Raw genomic sequence first — 21,873 nt, 5'->3', positions numbered from 1 at the left:
GTCGACGCGTTTCGTGGGTCACCTAGGGGGAGACAGTAGACCGGCGGATATCTCGTTCGTGTTACATGGTGAGACGTTCGGGCAAAGCGTTACCGAACTGGTACCGAACGCCGATGCCGGCCGGGGCGCGAAGTGCCGCGCAAGGCTCACGCCGTCGGAGTGCGCCGGTCGATGCCCTGGGACTCGGCCTGGACCGCCACCTGGGCCAGGAACCGCGCCCCCACCCCGATCGCGGACTCGTCGATGACCAGGTCCGCCTGGTGCAGGTCGAACGTGCGACCGCCCGGCGTCCGGGTGCCGAGCCGAGCCATCGAGCCGGGGATCCGGGTCAGGTACCAACCGAAGTCCTCCCCGCCGAGCGACTGCTCGGTGAGCAGGACCGAGTCGGGTCCGAGGATCGTCTCGGCGGCGTCATCCATGTGGCGCACACAGCGCTCGTCGTTGTCCACCGGCGGCACGCCCCGCTGGATCTGGAGATCCACGTCCACCCCGGTCGGGGCGACCACCTGGTCGATCAGTTCGCGAAGCAGGTCCTCGGCGCGGTCCCACGCGCGCACGTCCAGGCAGCGCAGGGTTCCGGTGAGGACCCCCACGGACGGGATCGCGTTGGCGGCGCTTCCGGCGCGCACGCTCCCCCAGGTGAGGTTCACCCCGGAGCGCGGGTCGAGACGCCGGCCGAGCAGGGCCGGCGTGACCGTCGCGACCATGCCGAGCGCGTACACCACGTCACCGGTCAGGTGCGGCCGGGACGTGTGGCCGCCGGTGGATGACAGGGTCACCGTGATCGTGTCGGAGGCGCTGGTGATCGGCCCGATCCGGGTGCCCACCTGCCCGGCGTCGAACTTCGGGTCGCAATGGATCGCGTAGATCTGGTCCACGCCGGCGAGCACGCCGGCCTCGATCAGGTCCAGCGCTCCGCCCGGCTGCAGTTCCTCGGCGGGCTGGAAGATCAGGCGCACCCCGATATCGAGCGTCCCTTCAGCCGCGAGGCTTGCCAGGATGAGGCCGGCCCCGAGCACGACGGCAGTGTGGGCGTCGTGCCCGCAGGCATGGGTGACGCCCTTGACCGTGGAGGCGTAGTCGAGCCCGGACGTCTCCTGCAGCGGCAGTGCGTCCATGTCCGCCCGCAACGCCACCCGGCGCAACCGGCGCGACTGCAGTACGTCCTGGATGCCCGCGGGGTCGATGTCGCAGTACAGGCCGGTGCCCGCGACCCGGTGCACCGTCAGCCCCGCCTCCTCCAGTCGGGCGGCAACCAGTTCACTCGTGCGGTGCTCGGTGCGCGCCAGTTCGGGGTGTGCGTGGATATCGCGTCGCAGTGCGCGCAACTCGGCGTCGAGTTCGGCGGCGAGGGCGTTGATCCGGGACGTCAGGGCAGCTGGCTTCGACACCCCCCGAGGCTACTGCCTCGCGCGCGCGAGCCCGCCCGGCGTCCGGCTCACGGTGTTCAGCCCCGTGGCACGCATCCGCAGCTACGCCCGATCACGAGGTTTCCGCGGAGCACCGAGTGCACCGGCGCGAGCCCGGGGGCATGGATGTGCTCGAGCAGGGTCCCGACGGCGAGCCGGGCCATCTCCACGATGGGCTGGCGGAAGCTGGTGAGGGAGGGCTGGACGAAACGGCCGGCGGCGGTGCCGTCGATGGCCGCGATGGCGACGTCCTCGGGCACCCGCAGACCCAGTTCGTGGCAGGCGAGGATCGCGCCGAACGCCTGCGTGTCCGACTCGACGAAGAGGGCCGTGGGTGCGGGTGCGCCGGCGGATCCGCGTCGGGACGACTCTCCGAGCAACGCCAGCGCGGCCTCACGCCCGCCGGCCTCGGAGAACTCGGCGTGCTCGACCAGCGCGTTGCTCGCGTCGGCGCCGGCCCGTTCCTGCTGCGTGCGCCAGCCCTCGATCCGTTCGGCGGAGAGGGCAACCGGCCACGGCCCGGCGATGCAGGCGATCGTCCGGTGACCGTGTTCCTGGAGGTGCTCGACGGTGTAGGCGGCGGCCTGCCCGTTGTCGATGTGCACGCTCGACACCGAGTCGGAGCGTGCGGCCTCGTCGACGCGGTCGAAGACCACAGCCGGCACACCGTCCGGCCGCAGCTCTGCGAGCGTGGCCATCGCGCGCACCGAGGTGACGATGAGCCCGTCGACCCGGCGGTCCAGGAACGATCGCAGGTACAGCGCCTCCCTGGAGGGGTCGTCGTCGGTGATCCCGATCGAGAGTGTGTTGCCTCGCTGGAAGAGCTCGCCGACGAGGGCCTCGGCCACCTCGGCGAAGAACGGGTTCCGCGGGCTCGGGGTGAGCAGCCCGATCGAGCGCGTCATGCCGCCGCGCAGCGCGGACGCGATGGCGTTCGGGCGATAGCCGAGCTCCTCGATCGCGGACTCGACCCGGCGTCGGGCCTTGTCCGAGACCGGTCGGGGACCGCCGTTGATCACGTACGAGACCACCGCCGGGGACACGCCTGCCAACGCGGCGACCTCCGCTCGGGTCACCGCCATCGCCACCGCGTCCTCGCCGTCACGGCCCGAACCTACCGTGCCGTCGGCGGCACATCGACATCAGGCCCCGGCGGCCACGTCGACGAGTTCGCCGCTCATGGCGTAGGAGGACTGCGCACCGTCTCGGGCCACCGCGTACGTCCCGGCCCGCACACCGAGTTCGACGGCGCTGCGCAGGCCGGCGCCCTGAGCCAGGCGCACCGCCAGCGCACCCACGAACGCGTCGCCTGCGCCGGTGGTGTCGACCACCCGGTCGACGGCCGGAGCCGGCACCACGCCGGCGCCGTCGGCATCCGCCCAGACCGCCCCGCGGGCGCCGAGCGTGATCACAACGGACCGGGCCCGCTCGAGCAGCTGCCGGGCGGCTTCGTGCGCCGAACCGACGCTGCCGACCGGCCGTCCGGTGATCGCCGCCGCCTCGGACTCGTTCACCACGAGCGGGTCACAGGTCGCAAGCACGTCCGAGTCCAACTCCACGAAGGGCGCGAGATTGAGCACGAACCGGGATCCGGACTCGCGCGCCGCGGTGGCGGCGGCAGCGATGATCCTCGGCTGCACCTCCCCCTGGAGGACCACGAGCCCCCCGCCCGCGCGGCGGCGCACGACGCGGGTCACGCGGGTTGCCGTCAGCGCGAAGTTCGCCCCCGGTACCACCACGATCGAGTTCTCGCCGGAATCCTCGACGGCGACGATCGCGAGCCCGGTGTGCTCGCCGGTGATGACCTCGACCTCCGCGCTGTCGACCCCCTCGGCCCGCAGCTCACGCAGAAGCAGCGCTCCGTCGTCGTCGTCACCGACACACCCGACGAACCTGACCGTGCCCCCGAGGCGGGCTGCCGCGACGGCCTGGTTCGCCCCCTTGCCGCCGGGGCTCTTCCGCATCGCCCCGGCCAGCACGGTCTCCCCCGGTCCGGGCGCCGTCGGCACCCGGACGATGTAGTCAAGATTCGCGGATCCGATGACCGTGATCGGCGCTCCCCCAGCTGTCATTTCTCTCCCGTTGCCAACGAGAGGCCGCCGAAGGACCTCTGCAGAATGAACATCATGACGGCGGGCACGACGGACAGCACCACGGCACCGGCGAAGTTCTGCCCGTAGTCGAACGTGTGCTCGCCGAACGTGCGCGACAGCGCCACGGGCGCCACCTGAAGACGCGACTCCGAGATCACGAGCAGCGGCCACAGGTAGGCGGTCCACTGGCCGAGGAAGATCAGCAGGGCGGAGTTGGCCAGCGCCGAGCCGCCCAGTGGCCAGTACACCGACCAGAGCACCCGAGGCTCGGATGCCCCGTCGATCGTCGCTGCCTCCCGATAGGACGTGGGCACGGCGAGGAAGTGCTGCCGGAGGTTGAAGATCGCAAGGCCGTTCCCGATCCCGGGCAGCACCAGCCCCATGATGGTGTTCGTCAGGCCCCAGCTGGTGAAGAGCTGGGACAGCGGGATCGCGATGGCCTCGAAGGGCACCATGAAGCTGATCACGACGAACGCGAACACCGCACCGCGCCCTCGGAACTGGAGCACCGCCAACGCGTAGGCGGCCAGGGCACAGACGAGGACGCCGACGGCGACCGTCAGTGCGCAGACCAGGAACGAGACTCCCAGCGCACGCCCGAAGGAGCCCGTGAGCAGGGTGACGTAGTTGTCGAGGCTCACCGAACTCGGCACCAGGATCCGCCATGACAACGGCGAGAGCGAGCCGAAGATCTCCGAGCTCGGCCGGACCGACCCGATCAGGAGCCAGAGGGCGGGCAACGCGAACACGGCGGCCACGAGCACGGCCAGGATGGTGAGCGCGACGGACCTACGCTCGGAGCGGCCCCGGCGGGGTCGGGTGGCGGCGGTGGCGGTCATCGACGACTCCTCGTCGGGCGGTCCTCACGCAGCATCCGGAACTGGATCGCGACGAAGACGAGCATGATCAGCGTCAGGATGACGACCTCGGCGGCGCCGAGGTTCTTGCTCCCGTACGTGTAGGTGGTCCGGTAGGCGTTGAACATCTGCATCGTGGTGCTGTTCTGCGGCCCCCCGTTCGTGAGCATCTGGATCGGCACGAACACCACGAAGTTGGCGACGGTGTCGGCGACCAGCACGAACAGCAGCGGCCGCTTCAGCAGCGGGATCGTGATCGAGAAGAACGTGCGGATCGGGCCGGCCCGATCCAGCCGGGCGGCTTCGTAGTACTCCTCCGGGATCGACTGGATCCCGGAGATCAGGAAGAGCATCCAGTAGCCGATCCCGATCCAGGAGAGCACGAGCATGATCGAGGCGAGGGCCTGGTCTCCGGAGGTGAAGAACGGCTGGGGCGTGCCGCCGAGCGCTTCGATGATCGCGTTGATCGGCCCTTCCGGCCGGAGCGCGACCCCCCATACGATGCTGGAGCCGACGATCGGGACGGTGGCGGGGATGAAGATCAGCGTGCGCCAGAGACCTGGGGCACCGACCCTGCGCGTGACCAGCACCGCGACCATGAGCGCGATGGCGACCTGGAGCGGGTTGATGATGACGTTGAACACGACCGTGCGGACCACGGTGTCGCGGAACGCCTCGTTGGCGAGCAGGTCGGAGTAGTTCCGGAAGCCGCTGAACACCGGCTCGAGGACGCCACCGGGGAAGCCCCGGTGGAGGCTGGAGATCACGGCCCCGATGCTGGGTGCGATCCGCAGCGTCAGGATCGCGATGATCGCCGGCGCAAGGAAGATGACGGCCCAGGCGAGTTCCTTGCGGCGCCGGGAGAGCCGTCGCGGGGCTGGGCTCCCCGCACCGCGTGATGTCCTCACACCGGTGCGGGGAACCTCGTGCTGCACACTCATCGTATCGACGGCCCTACTGATACTGGGCCCAGGCGGTCTCGAGTTCGCCGGTGGCCGACTCGAGCGCTGTCTGAGGGTCAGTACCGTTGGCGACGTCGGAGAATGCCCGCCCGAGGATCTCCTCGAACTCCACGTAGCCCACCGTCTGGAGCCGCGGAACCGCGGTGTTGGACGACTCGTAGTCGATGATGGCGACCGCGTCCTGGCCGGAGTCGGAGTCGAACACGTCGCGCTCGAAGTAGGCGGTCTTGCCCTCGGGGGTTGCCGGCAGCTCGGGTGAGGCGTAGTTGAGCGCGTACCCGCCGCCGTCCTCGACCGACATCCACCGCATGAAGACGCCGGCCGCCTCCTTGTCGTCGCTGAACGGGCTCATCGCCAGCGACCACGACCCGGTCGGGGTGACGGCCTCGCCACCCTCGAACGCGGGGTGTGCGGCCACGCCCCACTCGAACGTGGCGTCGGACAGCTGCGGCAGCAGCCACGGCCCCTGCACCATGTAGGCGGTGTTGCCGGTGAGGAACTCGGCATCCGACTGCTCCGGCGTGACGCCCTGAGGGGAGAGCCCGTCGGCGAAGAGCGAGCCGTACCAGGTCATCGCCTCGACCCAGCCCTCGCTGGTGATGTCGGGCGTGAGGCTGCCGTCGCCGGTCCCGCCCGCGGAACCGCCGAGCGACATCGGCAGCGGCTGCAGCTGGTAATAGCGGTTGACCTGGCCGAACAGGATCCCGTTCTGAGCGCCGGCATCGACCGCGACCTGCGCCCGCTCGGTGACCTCCTCCCAGGTCATCCGGTCCTCGACCGCGGCCGAGGGGTACTCGGCGCCGGCGGCGTCCAGCAGCGTCTTGTTGTAGTACAGCAGCTGGGTGGAGTTCGCGATCGGCACCGCCCACAGGCTGCCGTCGAACGAGCTGGACTCGACCGGGGCCGGGTCGAACGCCTCGAGGTCGTCACTGAACTGCTCGGTCAGGTCCTCGGTGTAGCCGCGGGACGCGAGCGCCGGGATCCGGGGCTGGTCCGCCCAGAAGACGTCGGGGTTGCCGTCCTGGTTCCCGATCCGGGCGTCCAGGATCGAGTTGAGCTGGTCGAACGGCACGGCCTCGTACTCGACGGTGATCGTCGGGTGGGCCTCGGCGAACGCGTCGAGCACGGGCTGCATGTCCTCGGCGTCCTGGTGCCCGAGCACCTGGATCGTGGCGGTCGGGTCCTCGGCGGGCAGGCTCCAGGAGCCGTCGCCGCCCCCGTCGCCACCGCCGTCCGATCCGGAGGAGCAGGCGGCCGTGAGCATGAGGGCGATGACGCCGACGGTGCCGGCCGCACGGGTGGTGCGTCGCATGATGTGTCCTTTCGTGACTTCGGTGTCGGGGTTCGGGACTGGCTGTGCTGTTCGGGTCGCGTCAGAGCGCCGCGATGCGGTCGAGGAAGTACGTCATGAACGCCTGCACGTCGACGGCGGTCGCCACGGTCGCGTTGGCCGGCGGCGCGTCATGCCCCGCCAGCAGGTCGGTGATCGCAACCCCGCGGCCCACCTCGTCGGCGGCCACGACGTCCACGTGCGCAGGCACCCAGGTGAGCAGCTCGGGCCGGGATATCGCCGCCACGGCGAGCGGGTCGTGCATCGCGCAGGAGCGGCCGGCCTCGGGGTCGCCGGGGTGCTCGCGACCGAGGCGGTCGAGCCAGGCGATCGTGCATTCGCCCGCGAACTCCCCGAAGGGCCGCCCGCCTGCCGCCATCGTGGCCGCGTGCTCGCGGGTCAGCCGTACCTTGGTAGTGACGTCGAGACCCACCAGCCGGACCGGTGCGCCGCTGCGCAGCACCGCTCGCGCGGCCAGCGCGTCCACCCACCAGTTGAACTCACCGGGCATCCGGCGCACGTTCGTGTGACCGAGGAACACCCCGCCCATCACAACGATCTCCTTGACCGCTCCTGCCACCGTCGGCTCGAGTGCGATCGCAGCCGCCACATTCGTCAGCGGGCCGATCGCCACGATGGTGATCTCACCGGGGGAGGCGAGCACGCGGCGGGCGATCTCGGCCGCGGCGAACCCGGGAGCCGCCTTGTGGTGGCCGAAACGGGCCCGAACCTCCTCCGGCGCGGAACGCGCACGGTCCGGCTCCACGATCGGCGCGGCGGCCCCACGGACCACGGGGATCTCCGGCCGGCCGAGACGCTCGAGGAGCTCGACGCTGAGGTAGGTGCCGGACTCCACGTCTATGTTGCCGTTGACGGACGTGACGAGCTCGACGTCGAACGTGTCGTCGGCGAGCAGGAGGGCGAGGGCGAAGCCGTCGTCGATCTCGGAACCGGGCGCGCCCATCGCCATGTCGGTGTCAAGGATGATTCGCATCTGAACTCCTTCGTTCAACTCGTGTTGCGCATATGTTGACACGTGTTGACCGTCGGAATCAAGCCAATGAGCACACCACGAGATCACGAGTTGGTCACGCTGGTCACCGACCGTGACATCGCACCCACGGCGCCGACATCGCACCGGGTGCACGTGCGATGTCGGCCGCCCACGTGCGAAGTCGCCGGCGCGGCGGTCGAGTGCCGAGCCGGATCAGGTCAGGTCGCCCCGCCCGGAGTCCTTCAGCAGGCCGACGACGTCCTTGACCCGTTGCGCGTGCTCCCTCGTGGTCACCAGGAGCGCGTCCGCGGTGTCCACCACCACGGCGTCGTCGATGCCGAGCAGCACCACGGTCCGCCCGGCCGCGGGCACCACGATCGACCCGGTCGAGTCGCGCACCAGCACGTCGGCGGCGGACCCGAGCACACCCCCGGCGGTCGCCGGGAGCAGGTCGGCGAGCGCGGCCCAGTCCCCCACGTCGTCCCAGCCGAAGTCACCGGGCACCACGGCGACGCCGCCGGCCGCCGCGACCGGTTCGGCGATCGCGTGGTCGATCGCGATCCGGGTGAGGGCGGGCCAGTGCCGCGCGAGGGTCTCCTCCCGCCGGTCGGTGTCCCAGTCCGCGGCGATCGCGGTGAGGCCGTCGGCGAGCGCTGGCTGCAGCTGGCGCAGGTGCTCGAGGAGCACGGTCGCCCGGACGACGAACATGCCTGCGTTCCACCGGTAGGAGCCGGTCGCCAGGTACGCGGCGGCGGTGTCGGCGTCGGGCTTCTCCGTGAAGGCGACCACGTGCCGGGCGCCGCCCTGCTCGGCGACCGCTCCCCCGCCGTCGACCGCTTCGCCCACCTCGATGTAGCCGAACGCCGTGGACGGATGATCCGCGGCGATGCCGATCGTCACCACGAGGTCCCGGCGGGCGGCGGCGACGGCGGTACGCACCGCGCGCTCGAACGCCGCCCGGCCGTCGATCACGTGATCGGCCGCGAACGAGCCGAGCACCACGTCCTCGTCCGGGTGGCGCTGTAGCAGCACGGCCGCCGCGAGGCCGATCGCAGCCATCGAATCACGCGGGCTGGGCTCGCACAGGATGTCCTCCGGGAGGAGGTCCGGCAGTTGCGCACCGATCGCCTCGGCGTGCGCGGTCCCGGTCACGACCAGGGTGGCGTCGGCCAGCGGTGCCAGCCGGTCGACCGTCGCCTGGATCAGGGTACGGCCGGAGCCGGTGAGGTCGTGCAGGAACTTCGGGTGCCCCGCGCGCGACAGTGGCCAGAGGCGGGTTCCCGCGCCACCGGCAGGGATCACCGCGTAGAAGGTCTGGCTCATCGGGTCAGCCTAGGGCCCGGCCGGTCGAGTCGGTCCCGACGCCGGCGAGTCAGCCGGGCGGTGCCGACCGATTCGCCCAGGTCCACGACTGACGGCACCCGGCGCCTCAGTCGCGCTCGGTGTACTCCCGGTGGCGCTCGAGCGCCTCGCGATGGGTGCGGGACTCCTCGCGGACCGCCCGCCACTTGCGCCGCACCCACCCGATCAGACCGCCCCAGTACTCGGGCTCGGGTGGCGGCTCCTCGGGACGGATCTTGCCGGTGACCGGATCGTGGTCCCACTCGAGGGTGGCCGGCTCGGAGACCGTGACGTAGTTCGGGTGCTCGTCGAGGTGGGTGACCATCTCCTCGGTGACCTCCGGCGGCGCGGGCGGGTTCGCCGTCCAGGCCGCCACCATCAGCGTCACCCGCACCACGAGGTTCACCCAGAGCAGCAGCGTGACCAGGGCGGCGAAGGTCTGCAGCAGGGGGTTGTCCTCGACACTGCCGACGATGCTCGTGCCGAGGTAGCGGATCACGCCCGCGCCGACCGCGGCCACGAGCGCGCCGAGCCACAGGTCGCGGCGTGGCGGGCGTACCCCGGCGAGGACCCGGTAGAGCATCACGAACACGAGCATGTCCATGCCGAGCACCACGAGGAGCCCGACGATCCGGAGCGCCCAGCGGCCGGCGGTGCTGCCGTCCGCACCGATCAGGCCAAGCAGGTACGCACCGGCAGCGCCGACCGCGATGCCGAGCGCCGAGGTGAGCAGGACGGCGATGGCGAGCCCGAAGTAGCCGCCGAGGTCGCGCAACTTGCCGACCACCACGTTCTCCTTCGGCGCGATGATGCCGAACATGGCCCGGATCGCGGTGCGCAGGGCGGCCATCACGGTGGTGGCCGCATTGACCAGGACCACCACGGCGATGATGCCCACGATTCCGGTGCCGGTGGACAGCACGAGATCGTCGGGGCTGATCAGGCCGTCCGGATTGTCGTCCGTCTCGATGATGCCGGGCAGTACGTCGCTGATCGAGTCCAGGACGGCGTCACGCAGTTCGGTGTTCGAACCGAGCACGGCCATGAAGATCGTGTATCCGATGGTGAGCCCGGCGAAGATCGAGAACAGCGCGGAGTAGGCGATGCCGCCGGATAGCAGCGCACCGTTGGCCGCTCCGTAGCGCGCGAGGCCTCGGGCGGGCCTGGTCTGCTTCCACCACGCGAGGATCGCCTTGATCCGGGTCGTGATGGCAGCCATGCGAGCCAGTTTCCCGGCTCCGGACGCGCACCGCACCTCGACCGGCACAATCCACGGCCGCTCGCGACCGGCGAAGGAGGGGCGATCAGGAGGTCAGCACGAAGTTGCTGACGTCCCGCCAGACGCCGTCGTCGCCGTACTCGTAGAGCGAGAAGTGGGCCACTGGGAAGACCGCGTCGAAGGCCTCCATGGCCGCGTTCGCGGCGTCCAGACCGGCATCGTCGATCTCGTGCGCGATGGTCACGTGCGGGTGGTACGGGAACCGCAGCTCCTGGCGCAGCGGCCCGGCGTTGATGGCCCGCTGCAGTCGCTCGCACGCCTGCGCTCCGGCCGCGAGCCGCACGAACACCACGGGCGAGATCGGGCGGAACGAATCCGTACCGCCCAGTTCCACGACGAACGGCGGATGCTCGGCGGCGACCGCGCGCAGGTGCTCGGTCACCTCGGCGAGATCGTCGGGTTCGACGACCGCCGGTGGCATCAGCGTGATGTGCGGCGGCACCGAGTGCGCCAACGGATCGCCGGCCTCGATGCGGGCACGGGTCAGGCTCGCGCTGTACGGCTCCGGGATCGGAATGGATACCCCGATGCGAACCTGCTCACCCATCCGCTCCGGAGCGCTCATCCGCCGATCACCGGCACTGTCCCCTGCGATCCATTCTCCTAGTGTGCCGCACCCGCGACGGTGGCCGCGCGCAGCCTGGCCATGCGGCAGGATGGGCGCGGCGCCGGCCGTGCCGCGCGCACCTGTCCGCACACCGCACCCGACCATGAGGACCCGCGATGATCGACCCCTGGACCCCGACCGACGGCGCCGCCACGGCCCGCGCACAGTTCGCCGAGGTCTTCGGCGGGCAGCCCGACGGCGTCTGGTCCGCTCCCGGCCGGGTGAACCTGATCGGCGAGCACACCGACTACAACGGCGGCCTGTGCCTGCCCGTCGCGCTACCGCACCGCACCTTCGTGGCGCTGCGCACCCGGGACGACGGCGGACTCGGCCTGGTCTCGGGCCGCGAGTCGGGCGTGTGGTCGTCCGAGCTGACCGCGGTCGGCCCCGGCACCGTCGAGGGTTGGCCCGCGTACCCTGCCGGCGTGGCCTGGGCGTTGACGCAGGCGGGCATCCCGGTGCCCGGGTTCGACGCCGCGGTCGCCTCCTGCGTCCCGTACGGAGCGGGGCTGTCCTCCTCGGCGGCGTTGGAGTCCGCGTTCGCCGTCGCGATCGCCGACCGCATGGGTGCGGCCTGGACCGGTCCCGACCCGTCGAGCGACGAGGGCCGGGCGTTCCTCGCGCAGGCGTGCGTGCGCGCCGAGAACGAGGTGGCGGGGGCACCGACCGGGGGCATGGACCAGGCCGCGTCCCTGCGGTGCGCCGCGGGCAACGCCCTGCTCCTGGACTGCCGCGACGGGTCCACCCGACAGGTGCCGTTCGACCTCGCCGCGGCCGGCCTCGACCTCCTCGTCATCGACACCAGGGCCGAGCACGCCCTGGTGGACGGCCAGTACGCCCAGCGTCGCGCCACCTGCGAGGCGGCTGCCGTGACACTCGGCGTACCGACCCTTCGCGAGATCGACCCCGCCGGCCTGCCGGACGCGCTGGCCGCCCTCGGCGACGACGTGAGCCGCCGCCGGGTCCGGCACGTGGTCTCCGAGATCGCCAGGGTCACCGAGTTCGTGGCGTTGTTGGACGTCGGCCGGATCCGAGACGTCGGCCCGCTGATGGACGCCTCGCACGAGTCGCTGCGCGTCGACTACGAGGTGACCTGCGCGGAACTGGACGTGGCCGTTGCCACAGCCCGGGCCGCAGGTGCCCTCGGAGCCCGGATGACCGGCGGCGGCTTCGGCGGTTCCGCCATCGCACTGATCGAGGCGGGAACCGCCCGGCCCGTGGCCGACGCCGTCTCCGCCGCGTTCGCCGACGCAGGTTTCACCGCGCCGGAGTTCCTGATCGCGACCCCGTCCGGTCCCGCCCACCGGGACGCCTGACCGCCGTCCGCCCCGGGAACAACTGCCGGTCGCGACGCGTTATGTCAGAACCATGCGAATCAAGAAGTATGAAGTCCTCGACCACGATGACGGCCGGTCCGTGCGCTATCGCCGTCACGAGAACGGTGGTGGCCTGGTTGCGACCGGCGCCACCGTGGATGAGCGTGCCTACCTCGCGCAGAGCGTGTGGGTCGACCCGGGTGCCGTGATCGGCACCGGGGCACACATCAGCTCCGGTGGGTGGATCGAACCCGGAGCCCGGATCGACGCCGGGGTGCGGATCGCGTCCAACGTCCACATCGGGCCGGGCGCCCACGTCGGCGCGCGGGCCCGGATCGGCAGCCGGAGCCGCATCGGCGCCCAGGCACGAGTGGAGCCCGGCGTCACCCTGGAGCCGGACAGCGACCTCGCCGACGGGCAGGTCGCCGACGGTCGCAGCCGCTCCACGGCAGGGCCCGGATCCCCGCGGTACGGCACGGCCGCCTGAGGGTTGCGTTGCTAGGCTGAGGCCATGCACCTGGGCGTCGATCTCGGCACCACCCGGACCATCGTCGCCGCCACCGACCGGGGCAACTACCCGGTGGTGAGTTTCCTCGACGGCGACGGTGACGCGCACGACCACTTCCCGTCCGTGGTGGCCGACGATGCCGGCGAACTCGTCTACGGCTTCGACGCGGTGGCCGCCGGTCACGCAGGTGCGGCGACCCTCCGCTCCTTCAAGCGGACGCTCGCCGCACCCGACGTCACCGGGGCGACGCCCGTGGCCATCGGTTCACGCACCGAGCCGATCCTGGACGTCCTGACCGGTTTCCTGACCGCGCTCCGGACCGCCCTGTACGAGCGCTCGAACCTGCCCCGCGCGGCCCGCAACGCTCGGGCACGCGAGGCCTCCCGGACTGTTGTCGGGGTCCCTGCTCACGCCCACGGGGCACAGCGCTACCTCACCCTGGAGGCCTTCCGGCGCGCTGGGTTCACGGTGACCGCCATGGTCAACGAGCCCTCCGCCGCCGGCTTCGAGTACACCCACCGCCGCGGCGCCACCGTGAGCTCCCGACGCACCCGCGTGGTCGTCTACGACCTCGGCGGCGGCACCTTCGACGCTTCGCTCGTGGACGTGCGGGACACCGACCACGACGTCCTCGCCACCGCCGGCCTCAACCGGCTCGGCGGCGACGACTTCGACGAGGCCCTGGTGCAGTGCGCGCTCGCCGCGGCCGGCGCCTCCGGAACGCGGGATCCCGAGCTCCTCGAGAGCCTGCGGGAACAGGCCCGCGAGGCCAAGGAACGACTCACCCCGCAGTCGCGGCGGATCGCCCTCGAGGTGGGCGACACCGACGTCACCGTCGGGGTCGACGACTACTACGAGGCTGCGGCGCCGCTCCTGCAGCAGACGATCGAGGCGATGCGACCGCTTCTCGCGGCGCTGCCCGCAGACGACGAGCCCGACCCGACCGAGACCGTCGGGGATGCGGCGTACCCGGAGTCCGCCGATGACCTCACCGACATCGCTGGCATCTACCTCGTGGGCGGTGGCAGCGGTCTCCCGCTGGTGCCCCGCCTGCTGCGCGAGCAGTACGGCCGCCGCGTGCACCGGTCGCCGCTGCCGGCCGCCTCCACCGCGATCGGGCTGGCGATCGCCGCGGACCCGGATGCCGAGTTCACCCTCTCGGACCGTCTCTCCCGGGGCTTCGGCGTGTTCCGCGAACGCGACGGCGGCGCCCGGCTGAGCTTCGACGCCATCCTGCGCCCGGACGCAGCACTGCCGACCGGCGCCGACGAGGACGCCGTCATCGTCCGCCGGTACCGTGCCGCCCACAACGTGGGCCGGTTCCGGTTCGTCGAGTGCACGGCCATCGACGCCACCGGTGAACCGCAGGGCAACATCGTCCCGTTCGCCCAGGTGACCTTCCCGTTCGATCCCGCCCTCCAGGGCCCGGACCGGACCGCAGACGTGTCGGCCGCGCAGGTGCACCGCCGCGACGACGGGCCGCACGTCGAGGAGCGCTACGTGATCGACCGGCACGGGATGATCGAGGTCCGGATCACCGACCTGGACTCCGGCTACGGCCAGACCCACACCATCGGCGCCGCCGGCAGATCGTAGGGCTGGCCGCAGTCAGGTCTGGCGCCGACGGGCGACGTCGTCGTGCAGCGCGAAGAACAGCGAAAGCGGCTCACCGTCGGGGTCCAGCTCGCGGTCCGCGTACTCGGCGAACAGGTCCGAGAATCGGCGCAGGAACTCGTGGCGATCCTCCTCGTTGAGCCGCAGTCCGAGCCGCACCACCTCGGCCCGAGCCGGATCTGACAGCGCGAACTCGTCCAGGAACGCCTGGATCAGGATCTGGCCCGCGCCCGGTCCCATCGGCGTGCGCAGCGACTTGCGGGTCGCCAGGTAGGGCACCTCCCGGGCACCCCGCTTGCCCTGCCGCTCCGGCTGGGCGGCGAGGAACCCGCGCTCGGCGAGCAGCCGCACGTGGTGGTACGTGGTCGCCGGCGCCATCCCGAGACGGCCCGCGATCTCCTTGTTCGTCAGCGCCTCGTCCAGGCACAAGCGCAGGATCCGCATCCGCAGGGCCGAGCTCAGGGCTCGGGCGTCCGCGTCCGCGGCAGCGCCGGGGATGGCCTCGTCGGTCATGGCTCCGATGGTACCGACGACCCGTGCTGCAGCCTCGCCGGAGTGATTGGGGTTTTCCGATCATTAGTGATTGACATTTCTCAATCACTTATTCACACTGGTCACATGGCCGAGACCACCACGCCCGACCCACCCGCAGAGCCGCCCGTCGCTGCTGGGCCGGAGGACCCTGCGCCCAAGCCCCGGGCGCTGTGGCACCACAGGGACTTCCGCCACCTCTGGGCCGGCGATGCGCTCGGCCAGCTCGGCGCCCAGTTCACCGGCCTCGCGCTGCCCGTGCTCGCCGTCGGCGCCCTCCAGGCGACCGAGTGGCAGATGGGTGTGCTCTCCGCCGCGAACATGGCGGCCTTCCTGCTGATCGGCCTGCCGGCCGGGGCGTGGGTGGACCGGATGCGCAAGCGCTCCGTGCTCATCACGGCTGACCTGTTCCGCGCCGCCATCCTGGCCGGCGTGGTCGTTGCCGCCCTGACCGGCACCGCGTCGATGCCCCTGCTCTACGTGGCCGGCCTGCTGCTCGGCAGCGCCACGGTCTTCTTCGACGTCGCGCACCAGTCCTACGTGCCCGCCCTGGTCGGCATGGATCACGTGGTGGAGGGCAACGCCAAACTGCAGGCGACGGCGTCGGTCGCCCAGGTGGCCGGGCCAGCCGCCGCCGGGGTGCTGCTGCGGTTCGTCACCTCGGGAGCGCTGATCGGGTTCAACGCGCTGACCTACGTGTTCTCCGCGCTCTTCGTGTCTCGGATCGCGCACCGCGAGGCGCTGCCGCCCCGGGAGGAGCGGCGGCCGCTCGTCGTGGAGATCCGGGAGGGCCTGTCCTTCGTGCTGCGGGAGCCACTGCTGCGTCGCATGGTCGCCTGCACCGCGCTCGGTAACCTCGCGTGGGGCATCCTGTCCGCACTGCAGGCCCTGTACATCCTGCGTGATCTCGATCTTGGCGAGGCGGCGCTCGGCACGATCTTCTCCGCCGCGTCCGTGGGCGCGCTGCTCGGCGCCCTGCTCGGCCGCAGAGCCGCGGAGTGGATCGGCGAGGCCCGGCTGGTCCCGGTGAGCGCGGTCGCGATGGGGATCCCGATCGCGCTGGTCCCGCTCGCGTCGGTGCTACCCATTCCGCCGACGGTGACCCTGATCGTGGGACTCGGGCTCAGCTACACGATGATGGTGGTCTACAACATCGCCACGGTGAGTTTCCGCCAACGACTGTGCCCGCCCCGACTGCTCGGTCGGATGAACGCGTCGGTGCGGTTCATCGTCTGGGGCACGATGCCGTTCGGCGGCCTGCTCGGCGGCTGGCTGGGCAGTTCGTTCGGGGTGGTCCCGGCCCTGTGGTTCGCCGTGATCGGCTCGCTCCTCGCTGCGCTCCCGGTGGTGATCTCACCGCTGTGGACGATGACGACGCTGCCGACGGCAACCGACGACGACCGCACATCCAGCACCGGGGTCTCCTGATCCAATCGAGTAGCCCGACGGCACTGCCCGGCCCGCTACTATGACCCGAGCACGGGGGGTGCGGACCGGCGTGGGTGCCGGTCTCGGGGTCATGCCGAACGACTGCAGGGGGCTGTTGCCATGGGTGTCACGCGCCGAATCGTCTTTCCCGCGCTGCGGATCCTGATCTGGGCGGTGATCGCAGTCGCGCTGCTGCAGCTCGCCTTCGGCGGCGGCAGCACACCGACCGGGGATCCCGGCGCCGGTCCCGACGAGCCTTCGGCCGTGTTCGAAGAGCCCCAGGTGGAGGTCACAACCGCCACCATCACGAATCAGGTGACGCTCGCGGCCACGATCGTCGCCGACGGGGCCGTGACCGCGCGGGCTAACCTGGACGGCACGATCAACTACTTCGAGGTGGACGAGGGCGCCCTCGTCACCGAGGGCGACCGACTGCTCGTCATCCGTCAGGAGACGCCGCGCGATCCCGTCGAGAGCACCGACGACGAGGGCAACGTCACCGTCACCCCGCGCAGCCCGGAGGTCACCACCACGGTGGTGCGCGCACCAGCCTCGGGCGTGGTTCGGTTCTCCGTCCTCGAGGACCAGGCCGTCTCCATCGGCGATGCGGTCGCGACCGTCACGCCCGGCACGTTCTCCGTGCTCGGCTCGCTGACCCCGGAACAGCAGTACCGCCTCATCTCGGCGCCGGCCGAGGGGCAGGTGGAGGTGCCCGGCGGGCCTGCCCCGTTCACCTGTACCGGCTTGACCACAGGCGTCGCCGTCGGCGCCGACGGCGCCCCCGACCAGCAGCCAGACGGCGAGGCGCAGGCCCCCACCGACGGCACCACTGTGCAGGCCCGGTGCTCCGTGCCCGCCGAGGTCACCGTGTTCCCCGGCCTGACCGCCTCGCTGGTGATCACGAGCGGCGAGGCCGCCGACGCCTTGGTCCTGCCTGTGACCGCGGTGCAGGGACTGTTCGAGACCGGGGTGGTCTGGGTGGTCGGTCCGGACGGCGAACCCGAGGAGCGGCCCGTGACCCTCGGCCTCACGGACGGCGAGCTGGTCCAGATCGTCGACGGCGTGGCCGCCGGGGACCTGGTCCTCGAGTTCGTGCCGGGCGCCGAGATCGAGCCCATCGATCCCTACGCGATGGACCCGGGGCTCGGATGAGCCTCCTGGAGCTGCGCGGGATCACCCGGACCGTCCGACTGCCCGACGACTCCCGGCTGGACATCCTGCGCGGGGTGGACCTGAGCGTCGGCGCCGGTGAGCACATCTCGATCGTGGGCAGGTCGGGCACCGGGAAGTCCACCCTGCTGAACATCCTCGGCCTGCTGGACGCCCCTACGGACGGCGAGTACCTGCTCGACGGGACGCCGATCGGCAGACTCGGCAACCGCCGTCGGGCCCGGCGCCGCGGCGACGACTTCGGCTTCGTCTTCCAGCAGTTCAACCTGCTGCCCGGGCGGACCGCGCTGGAGAACGTGATCGCGCCACTGCTCTACGCGCGCGGCCGCACGTTCTGGCGGCGGCAGTCGATCGCCGCCTCGATGCTGGACCGGATGGGCCTCGGCGACCGGCTGGAGTCCAAGCCCGAACAACTCTCCGGGGGCGAGCAGCAACGGGTCGCGATCGCCCGCGCCCTGGTCCGCACCCCGCGGGTGATCCTCGCCGACGAGCCCACCGGCGCCCTGGACGTGGACACCGGCGCCGAGATCATGAGCATGCTCGACGAGATCGCCTCCGATACCGGCGCCGTGCTGATCGCGATCACCCACGACCTCGCCGTCGCCGCCCGGGCCGCCCGCCACTTCCGGCTCGGCGAGGGCGTGCTCACCCCGATCACGATCGCGCCGCGCACGGCCGGCACCCTCGCCGAGCTCGGCGATCCCCTGACCGCGACGGACGTCGTCGACCCGGAGTCCGTCCCGGCCCTCGCCGCGGCCGAGGCGGGACCGGCATGACCGGGTTCGTCGGCGCCCTGGTCGAGGCGTGGGGGGAACTTCGGATCCATCGGCTGCGGGTGCTGCTCTCGCTCATCGGCGTGGCCGTGGCGGTCGCGGCGATGACCGGCGTCACGGCGCTCGGAGACATCACCCGGCAGGCCCAGGCGGAACTCAGCGAGGCCCAGAGCGGGCGGCCGGCGACGTTCCGCGTGGACGCCTGGTCCGAGACTGCGACACTGGACGCGACGGCCACGACCGCGGCGTTCCGCGAATTCGTGGACCGCTACCAGATCGAGCAGGCCTCCTTGGTCACGTACTCGACGATGCCGGTCCGGATGCCGACGGCCACCTGGGACGTCACCGTGCAGGCGGTCGACCCGCCGTACGGGACGATGCACCGGATCGCCCCGATCCATGGGTCCTGGTTCACTGCGGCCGACGCGGACCGGTTCTCCCCCGCGCTGGTGGTGAACGAGGCGTTCCTGCGCGAGCTCGGCGTCACCGACCTGGCCGGGCGCCCCACCGTGCTGATCGGTGCCGGCGAGCCGGTCCTGGCGACGGTCACCGGCGTGGTCGCCGACCTCTGGCCCGGTGCGTACCCGGAGGCCTACATCCTGAGCTCGGCATACGAGCGGTGGATCCCGCCGAACCCTGAGTACTTCACCGTCCCGGCGCTCGAGGTGTGGGTGCCGCCGGAGGACGCCGCGGTCGCGGAGGAGTATCTGAACCGGGATCTGACCGCCGCCCTCGGCGCCGGGACACAGGTGCAGATCTACCGTCAGGACGCGTTCGGCATCGAGGAGTTCGATCAGGTCTTCCAGCTGGTGGTCACGGGCATCGGCGTGCTGGTGCTGATGCTCGGCGCCCTGAGCCTGGTGAACATCTCACTCGTCACGGTGCGCCAACGCATCCGCGAGATCGGCATCCGCCGCTCCTTCGGCGCGTCCTCGGGGCGGATCTTCTTCTCGATCATGATGGAGTCGCTCGTCGCGACGGTGCTCGCCGGTGTCGTCGGGGTCGGGATCGCCGTGGTCGCGGTTCGCAACGCCCCGATCGAGTCCCTGATCGGCTGGGGCACGATCCAGGACCTCCCACCGTTCCCTGTCTCCGCGGCGGTCACCGGGCTGGTGGCCGCCACGGCGATCGGGGCGCTGGCCGGGCTGCTGCCGGCCCTCGTGGCGGTTCGGGTCAAGCCGATCGACGCGATCCGTTACTGAGCGGGCGCCCCGAGGTCCGCAGCCTCGAGCACGGGGTGCGGGTAGGCGTCCGCACGCCCCTGGAACCGAAGGACGTCCGGGTTGCGGATGCGTCCATCCTGGATCTCGATCGCCCGGTTGATCGTCTCGTCCCCGGACCATCCGGCCGGGCCCTCCATGACCGTGCGCAGGAACGGCAGCAGAGCCTCGCTGTTCTCCCACGTCGAGGAGTCCCACAGGTAGGACGGGCTGTGGTCGACGGCGTAGTGGTAGACATGGTCGCCCACCACGAAGATCGGGTCCGCGAAGCTCGTCGAACGGGCCCAGCTGAAACCCATCCCGTCATCGCAGGAGACGTCGATGATGAGGCTGCCGGGCCGGAACAGTGTCAGGTCCTGCTCGTGCAGATAGGTCAGCGGCGCCAGCGGATCCTGCAGGGTGCAGTTCACGACGATGTCAGCGTCCGCGAGGAACGGCGCCAATGGCACCCGGCCTGCCTCGCTGATGACGTGGCTCGGCCGGGACGGATCGTCGTCGTGGTCCAGACGCAGGATCCGAACGGACGGGATCGGGGAGCCGACGGCGGCCACCTCCCGGTTGGTCAGGACATGGACGTCGTGAACCCCGTGGGCGTTCAGGGCGGTCACCGCGCCACGGGCGGTGGCCCCGAAGCCGATCACGGCGGCGCGCCGGCGGCGCCCGTAGTCGCCGGTGAAGCCGCGCAACTGCATGGCATGCAGCACGGAGCAGTAGCCGGCCAGCTCGTTGTTCTTGTGGAACACGTGCAGGCCGAACCCGCCGTCCCTGGTCCAGTGGTTCATCGCCTCGAACGCGATCAGGGTGAGCCTGCGGTCGATCGCGAGCTGGGTGATCGCCCGGTCCTGTACGCAGTGCGGCCAGCCCCACAGGGTCTGCCCCTCGCGCAGTTCCGCCAGGTCGCTGGGCTGCGGCTTGGGCAGCACCACCACGTCGACCTCGGCGAGCAGGTCAGCGCGTGAGAGCACGCCGCCGACCCGCTCGGCCAGGGCGGCGTCGCTCACCCCGAAGCGGTCACCGTACCCGTGCTCGACGACGATCCGGGCGCGTAGGTCGGCGTCGATACGCTCGAGATGGGCGGGGTGGATCGCGAGACGACGTTCGTCCGCCTTGCGGGAGGTGCCGAGTAGGCCGAGTCGCAGCTGGTCGGACACGCTCACCGCTTCTTCTTGGTGACGACGGCCTCCACGGCGCTCGCGTGGTCCGCGGCACGGGACCGCTTGTCCGCCTTGTCGGCGCGCTTCTCCTTGAGGGACTTCCCGGCCTTCTTGGCGTTGGACTTGTCGTTCATGACGAACTCCCTCGTTCACGGGGCCGGAACCGGCCCGTAGCCCGAGACTAAGCCACCGGGACCCACCGAAGGGCCGATCGGGTCGCCACCGGGACCGCCCACCGATCCGTCAACTATGGTTGCCGGCATGGACCCGCAGACTCCGGGCGCCCGCTCGGGCGCACAGCTCGCCGCGAGAGCCCACGCATTGCTAGGACCCCGACATCCGGTCTTCGCCGTCGCGACCCTCACGCCGGACGCGGTGACCGTCGCCTCCCGCGGCGCCGACCTGCACGCCGACTACGAGATCGCGTCGGTCTCGAAGGGGATAACCGGTCTGCTCTACTCGGACGGGCTGGCCCGCGGGGAGATCCGCGACGACGCCACCCTCGGCTCGCTGCTTCCGCTGGGTGGTACGCCCGCGGCGGACGTGACGTTGGCCTCGGTCAGCACACATCGCTCCGGGCTGCCCGGGCTGCCCCGCTCGGCACAGCCGTGGCGCCGGACGGTCGCCCTGTGGCGACACGGCACCAATCCCTACGGTGAGACCCTGGCGCAGCTTGTCGAGCAGGCTCGAGGGGTCCGCGTGGGCAGGCCTCGGGTCCGATACTCCAACTTCGGGTTCGAACTGCTGGGCCATGCCGTCGCCGGCGCCGCGGGGATGACCTACGCGGACCTCGTCCGCGAGCGTCTGGCCCGGCCCCTCGGGCTGAGGGGCATGTACGTCCCGGCGACCATGGACCAGCTTCGGCCCGGCGCGCTCACCGGCACCACCGTGGGGGGCCGGCCACGGCAGCCCTGGACCGGGGAAGCCCTGGGACCGGCCGGTGGGATCCGCGCCCGCATCTGGGACATGGCCCGCCTCGCGGCGGGACTGCTCGGCGGCTCGGCGCCCGGCACCGCCGCTCTCGACCCGGTCGCGTCGCTCGGTATGGGCACCCGGATCGGCGCAGGCTGGATCACCACGCCGGTTGACGGACGTACCATCACCTGGCACAACGGAGGGTCTGGTGGCTTCCGATCCTGGTTCGGGCTCGACCGCACCGCGGGCACCGGCGCGGTCATCCTGACGGCCACCGCAGCCTCGGTCGACCGCCCCGGCTTCGCGCTCCTCGCCGAGCAGAGCGGTCCAGCGAAGGGCTGAGCCGCGTGCGATGCCGGGCAGATCGGCGGT

General features: G+C 71.4%; 21 protein-coding genes. 8 read left to right on the top strand and 13 right to left on the bottom strand.

Annotated elements, in window-relative coordinates:
- Window positions 1-146: 146 nt before the first annotated feature.
- From HALOF300_RS15305 to HALOF300_RS15260, 10 genes are all read right to left on the bottom strand, one after another.
- Window positions 147-1,391 (bottom strand): amidohydrolase, encoded by a 1,245-nt coding sequence (locus HALOF300_RS15305; protein ID WP_156741797.1) that lies wholly within the window; start codon window positions 1,389-1,391, stop codon window positions 147-149.
- Between the two features lie 56 nt (window positions 1,392-1,447).
- On the bottom strand, window positions 1,448-2,491 hold the full coding sequence (locus HALOF300_RS15300; RefSeq protein WP_156741796.1) for a LacI family DNA-binding transcriptional regulator: 1,044 nt from the start codon (window positions 2,489-2,491) through the stop codon (window positions 1,448-1,450).
- 60 nt (window positions 2,492-2,551) lie between these two features.
- Window positions 2,552-3,481, bottom strand: a complete 930-nt coding sequence (locus tag HALOF300_RS15295) for a ribokinase (protein ID WP_156741795.1) — start codon at window positions 3,479-3,481, stop codon at window positions 2,552-2,554.
- Window positions 3,478-4,341: a carbohydrate ABC transporter permease gene (locus HALOF300_RS15290; protein WP_156741794.1), complete on the bottom strand. Its 864-nt coding sequence runs from the start codon at window positions 4,339-4,341 to the stop codon at window positions 3,478-3,480. The genes HALOF300_RS15295 and HALOF300_RS15290 overlap by 4 nt, the downstream gene beginning before the upstream one ends.
- Window positions 4,338-5,267, bottom strand: coding sequence for a carbohydrate ABC transporter permease (locus HALOF300_RS15285; protein WP_231955422.1), 930 nt, complete (start codon window positions 5,265-5,267; stop codon window positions 4,338-4,340). Before HALOF300_RS15285 ends, HALOF300_RS15290 begins: the two co-directional genes overlap by 4 nt.
- Window positions 5,268-5,313: 46 nt before the next feature.
- Complete coding sequence (locus HALOF300_RS15280) at window positions 5,314-6,633, bottom strand: ABC transporter substrate-binding protein (RefSeq protein ID WP_156741792.1); 1,320 nt, start codon at window positions 6,631-6,633, stop codon at window positions 5,314-5,316.
- A 61-nt stretch (window positions 6,634-6,694) separates the two neighbouring features.
- The gene (locus HALOF300_RS15275; RefSeq protein ID WP_156741791.1) at window positions 6,695-7,645 is read right to left on the bottom strand and encodes a nucleoside hydrolase; all 951 of its coding nucleotides are present in this window, start codon (window positions 7,643-7,645) and stop codon (window positions 6,695-6,697) included.
- A 213-nt stretch (window positions 7,646-7,858) separates the two neighbouring features.
- On the bottom strand, window positions 7,859-8,968 hold the full coding sequence (locus HALOF300_RS15270) for a mannose-1-phosphate guanylyltransferase (RefSeq protein WP_156741790.1): 1,110 nt from the start codon (window positions 8,966-8,968) through the stop codon (window positions 7,859-7,861).
- Window positions 8,969-9,074: 106 nt separating this feature from the next.
- Window positions 9,075-10,205 (bottom strand): YihY/virulence factor BrkB family protein, encoded by a 1,131-nt coding sequence (locus HALOF300_RS15265; RefSeq protein ID WP_156741789.1) that lies wholly within the window; start codon window positions 10,203-10,205, stop codon window positions 9,075-9,077.
- 85 nt (window positions 10,206-10,290) lie between these two features.
- Window positions 10,291-10,830, bottom strand: coding sequence for a 2'-5' RNA ligase family protein (locus tag HALOF300_RS15260; RefSeq protein ID WP_156741788.1), 540 nt, complete (start codon window positions 10,828-10,830; stop codon window positions 10,291-10,293).
- Between the two features lie 158 nt (window positions 10,831-10,988).
- Here HALOF300_RS15260 and galK point away from each other — a divergent pair, with 158 nt between their 5' ends.
- From galK to HALOF300_RS15245, 3 genes are read left to right on the top strand one after another with little or no spacing between them, the layout of a single operon-like run.
- Window positions 10,989-12,188 (top strand): galactokinase, encoded by a 1,200-nt coding sequence (galK, locus tag HALOF300_RS15255; protein WP_156741787.1) that lies wholly within the window; start codon window positions 10,989-10,991, stop codon window positions 12,186-12,188.
- Window positions 12,189-12,240: 52 nt separating this feature from the next.
- A complete protein-coding gene (locus tag HALOF300_RS15250; protein WP_156741786.1) occupies window positions 12,241-12,675 on the top strand; it encodes a transferase in 435 nt (144 codons plus the stop codon).
- 24 nt (window positions 12,676-12,699) lie between these two features.
- Window positions 12,700-14,292, top strand: a complete 1,593-nt coding sequence (locus HALOF300_RS15245; protein WP_156741785.1) for an Hsp70 family protein — start codon at window positions 12,700-12,702, stop codon at window positions 14,290-14,292.
- A 12-nt stretch (window positions 14,293-14,304) separates the two neighbouring features.
- On the opposite strand, the gene HALOF300_RS15240 is transcribed toward HALOF300_RS15245, so the two are convergent.
- The gene (locus tag HALOF300_RS15240) at window positions 14,305-14,823 is read right to left on the bottom strand and encodes an ArsR/SmtB family transcription factor (RefSeq protein WP_156741784.1); all 519 of its coding nucleotides are present in this window, start codon (window positions 14,821-14,823) and stop codon (window positions 14,305-14,307) included.
- A 105-nt stretch (window positions 14,824-14,928) separates the two neighbouring features.
- Here HALOF300_RS15240 and HALOF300_RS15235 point away from each other — a divergent pair, with 105 nt between their 5' ends.
- The 4 genes from HALOF300_RS15235 (at window position 14,929) to HALOF300_RS15220 (ending at window position 19,414) form a co-directional block, all read left to right on the top strand.
- Complete coding sequence (locus HALOF300_RS15235) at window positions 14,929-16,269, top strand: MFS transporter (protein WP_156741783.1); 1,341 nt, start codon at window positions 14,929-14,931, stop codon at window positions 16,267-16,269.
- Window positions 16,270-16,389: 120 nt separating this feature from the next.
- Window positions 16,390-17,421, top strand: coding sequence for an efflux RND transporter periplasmic adaptor subunit (locus HALOF300_RS15230; RefSeq protein ID WP_156741782.1), 1,032 nt, complete (start codon window positions 16,390-16,392; stop codon window positions 17,419-17,421).
- Complete coding sequence (locus HALOF300_RS15225) at window positions 17,418-18,215, top strand: ABC transporter ATP-binding protein (protein WP_156741781.1); 798 nt, start codon at window positions 17,418-17,420, stop codon at window positions 18,213-18,215. Before HALOF300_RS15230 ends, HALOF300_RS15225 begins: the two co-directional genes overlap by 4 nt.
- The gene (locus tag HALOF300_RS15220) at window positions 18,212-19,414 is read left to right on the top strand and encodes an ABC transporter permease (RefSeq protein WP_156741780.1); all 1,203 of its coding nucleotides are present in this window, start codon (window positions 18,212-18,214) and stop codon (window positions 19,412-19,414) included. The genes HALOF300_RS15225 and HALOF300_RS15220 overlap by 4 nt, the downstream gene beginning before the upstream one ends.
- Here HALOF300_RS15220 and HALOF300_RS15215 read toward each other — a convergent pair.
- Complete coding sequence (locus HALOF300_RS15215) at window positions 19,408-20,589, bottom strand: N(5)-(carboxyethyl)ornithine synthase (RefSeq protein WP_156741779.1); 1,182 nt, start codon at window positions 20,587-20,589, stop codon at window positions 19,408-19,410. The genes HALOF300_RS15220 and HALOF300_RS15215 overlap by 7 nt on opposite strands.
- Window positions 20,586-20,720: a hypothetical protein gene (locus HALOF300_RS27550; protein ID WP_269455295.1), complete on the bottom strand. Its 135-nt coding sequence runs from the start codon at window positions 20,718-20,720 to the stop codon at window positions 20,586-20,588. The genes HALOF300_RS15215 and HALOF300_RS27550 overlap by 4 nt, the downstream gene beginning before the upstream one ends.
- Before the next feature lie 127 nt (window positions 20,721-20,847).
- Between HALOF300_RS27550 and HALOF300_RS15210 the strand changes: the two genes are divergently transcribed.
- On the top strand, window positions 20,848-21,843 hold the full coding sequence (locus HALOF300_RS15210; protein WP_156741778.1) for a serine hydrolase domain-containing protein: 996 nt from the start codon (window positions 20,848-20,850) through the stop codon (window positions 21,841-21,843).
- Window positions 21,844-21,873 lie beyond the last annotated feature (30 nt).

The organism is Occultella aeris, assembly GCF_902703175.1.
Taxonomy (GTDB): Bacteria; Actinomycetota; Actinomycetes; order Actinomycetales; family Beutenbergiaceae; genus Occultella; species Occultella aeris.
The sequence above is the reverse complement of the archived record's forward strand: the minus strand, read 5'-3'. Positions and strand labels throughout refer to the sequence as shown.